General features: G+C 30.1%; 2 protein-coding genes. Both read left to right on the forward strand.

Annotated features, from left to right (window positions below):
- Positions 1-1,868, forward strand: a 1,868-nt coding sequence (locus L1283_RS28315) for an ATP-binding cassette domain-containing protein (protein WP_429626803.1), incomplete at its 5' end; no start/stop codon positions are given.
- A gap of 1 nt (position 1,869) precedes the next feature.
- Positions 1,870-3,228 carry a glycosyltransferase gene (locus tag L1283_RS28320; RefSeq protein WP_429626804.1) on the forward strand — a complete coding sequence of 453 codons (1,359 nt, stop codon included), beginning with the start codon at positions 1,870-1,872 and terminating at the stop codon, positions 3,226-3,228.
- Positions 3,229-3,307: the final 79 nt, after the last annotated feature.

Genomic DNA, 3,307 nt, shown 5'->3' on the forward strand with positions numbered 1-3,307 from the left:
AGCATACTTTTGGACTGGATTGTGTATTTATTAGTGCCGAAAATGCTGCACTCCAACTTACCAATTATGCTGCATTCTTATTTACCATTTACACCGAGAAAAAGGGAATTAAGAGATTTATAATTGGAGATCCACTTCATGGAGTCTATTTTTTATCTCAAAAGCAGCTCGAAGAACGTTGGTACAGTAGAATATGTTTGATACTGGAAGTAACTAAAAAACTTGAATTGTCTGATTTAGCCGTCAAACCAAAACTAATCATCAACCACTTAATGTCGGAAAAAAAGTTATGGAGGCTTATGTTATTTATAACTTTAATACAGACATTGGTTTTGACAATAGGCATTATTTTGGCACTTAGACTATTAGATGTAATCCTTTTTCCTGATATTTTAAGATTAGCGAGCCTCTCACAAGCATTAGAAGTATTTATAATATTTATTATTTATTTATTTTTTGATAGTTTTCGCACTTATATTTCAAAAATATATAGTCTCAAAATGTTGGGAGTTTTTCAGTATGAGTACCATAACTACCTGTTGGGAATGTCAAAGTCATATCTTTCCAATCAAAATAAAGACTCCTTAACAGCCCAGGGATTGAATAATATTTCTCAAATGATGAAATATCTTACAAAAGTTATTAAAGGAATTCCATATTTTTTTGCCTTTCCAATAGTCTTGATTACGCTTACAATAAGATCATGGGAAATACTTTTAGTTGGAACTCCAATATTTGCACTATTGCATATATGGTATTACAGAAAAAGAATTCTATTGAGTTATGGATATTATGCTTCAGTAGCTCATGTTGGAACTTCGATTGTTTCTTTTTTTGAATTTGTTGAAAACTTGGGTTTATATAAATCTTTTAAATCATCTAGTACCATTTTATATAACAGTACTCAGTGGTTTATTTATCCATATATTGTCCAGCAGAAAGAAGATCACAAAATTCATGTCCTGAAAACATTCACGGCATTTCTGACAATATGTATTTACTTCTTAATCGCATTTTTTAATTATTTAAGAGTTGTAAACTTCGATTTATCCGGAGCTAGTTTTTTAATAGATATTTCTACATTGGCAGCTTTTTATTTTTTAACATTCAAATGTTCTGATCAGTTGTTTTCTTTACATATTTCCGATCATTTTTTTAATAAATTATATTATTTGAGAGGTGTGCCAACGGGAAATGTAATTAATAGAGACCAATTTAATAGCCTACAAATATCAAATTTACCTCTCAACAATCCATCCGAAAAAGGCAGTCAAATTAAGGAAATATCACTTACTATTTATAAAGACGAAATGATAGGTGTTGTATGTGACAATAGCTTTGAAAAAAGAAAGATTTGTAAAATATTGATTCGAGAGGATGAATGTGATGAGATGAATGAGGTTTTGGTCAATGGTAAAGCTATTTCTACAATTTCTTTACAACATTGGAAAAGCATAATAACCTTGGTACCACAGGAGCCAAAAATATTTAAAGGTTCCATAATTGAAAATATTACCTTTTACGATTCGATGTATAGTCCTGAAAAAGTGAGAGCGTTTCTCTCTAAAACTCATTTAGATTTATTTTTCCGACATATGCCAAGTGGTTATCATACTACTGTAAGCGATGATGGAGCAGAATTATCCCGAGCTGAAAAACATATTATTTCGGTTTTAAGAGCAGTCTATGCAAATTCTGCAATCATATTGGTAGATGATATATTTATAGACTTAGACGGGGAACAGGAGAAATATTGTATTGAGCTTCTTAAAAATATGACTGAAGACAGATCTATTATTTTATTATCAGTCAATGAGAATCCTATCAATAAATATTGTGATAGGAATTACTTAATTGAATCTATGTAATATGAAAAAAAAAGCATTATTTATTCAGTATCCGTCAATAAGCCATTTAAATGGTGGAAATCGAATTGCTGATATATTAAAAAGAAGCGGTTATGAAGTATACTATTTTATTGATAGTAAGATGGCTCAGAATGTTATCTCAAGAGGATTTACATATTATCCCGCAATTACGAATCCGATCGTAGAGTATTATGATGAAGAAGCCCTAAGTAATGATAACATAACTTATAGTTTCTCTGATCGCTTTAGAGACAATTTGTTAGGTGTTTTTATTAATAGTAGGAAAAAGGAGCTATTTGAGGTCGTTACAAATATTTCTCCAGATATTATCATTGCAGATACTTTTGCCGGGTCTGATTTTATTCTTATTTACCCATTAATAAAATCATTGGGAATACGTTTTTTTTATTTAGAAACTATGTTATCATCAATTGATGACACAAATACGCCTTATTTGAACAGCAAGTTATATCCAAATCAAAAATTTAGAATTAAGTTAGAGTTTTTACAAAGGAAATATCTTACAAAATGTAAACGGTTTTTAATGAAGCTTAAATATCTAGGCAATGATAATATAAGTTCCCTTGCTACTGAAATTTCCAAAGCAGGTTTACCTTCGGTTTATCGATTGAATAAAAAGAATTACATGCACCTCACAATCACCAATATTCCCACATTAATTATGGCTCCATTGGAATTGGAATTTTTCAACAAAAAGCAAAATCAACAACAATTCTACCTCAATTCTTTTAAGGAAGCAGAAGAAAGAACCAGTTTAGACGTTGATGAGGCCCTCGATAAAATATTAAAAAGTAACAAAACAATAATTTATGTATCATTTGGAACCCTATTTGGTAACAAAATGTATTCGGAAATATTAAATTTTTTGACATTATTAGATCAGGTCCTTGATCATTATGAAGGTTTTCAAACTATTTTTTCTTGTGGTAAAGTGCCTTGGTCTAATGATGCATTCGAGTCTCTGCGCAATATTTCAATATTCAATTATGTGCCACAAAGATACGTTTTAAACTTTACTAAATTATTTATAACACACGCGGGTTTAAACTCTATCAAGGAAAGTATTGAAGCTAATGTTCCTATGTTAGCTTACCCTCTTTTTGTAGATCAAATCGGTAATTCAAAAAAACTGCATTATAAAAAATTGGGTTTAGCAGGAAGTATAAAGAGTGTTAGTGAAGAAAATATTAGACAAAATTTAGATCACTTGTTGTTAAATCATTCTAATTACGAAAAAGAAATAAATCTCTTTAAAAAAGGTTTAAGCAAAGCATGTTCAAGCGACAATTACTTACTTTCTGTTTTAGAAGTTGAAGGTAATGTATCACTTGCGTCCTAAACGTTTAAAAAGTGGCGGTGTTTGGATATAGCAAAGTTGCTATATTTAAATTGCAAAATTATAACACACCGCCATGATA

The sequence above is a fragment of the Sphingobacterium sp. HSC-15S19 genome (genome assembly GCF_050433745.1).
In the GTDB taxonomy this organism is placed as follows: Bacteria; Bacteroidota; Bacteroidia; order Sphingobacteriales; family Sphingobacteriaceae; genus Sphingobacterium; species Sphingobacterium siyangense.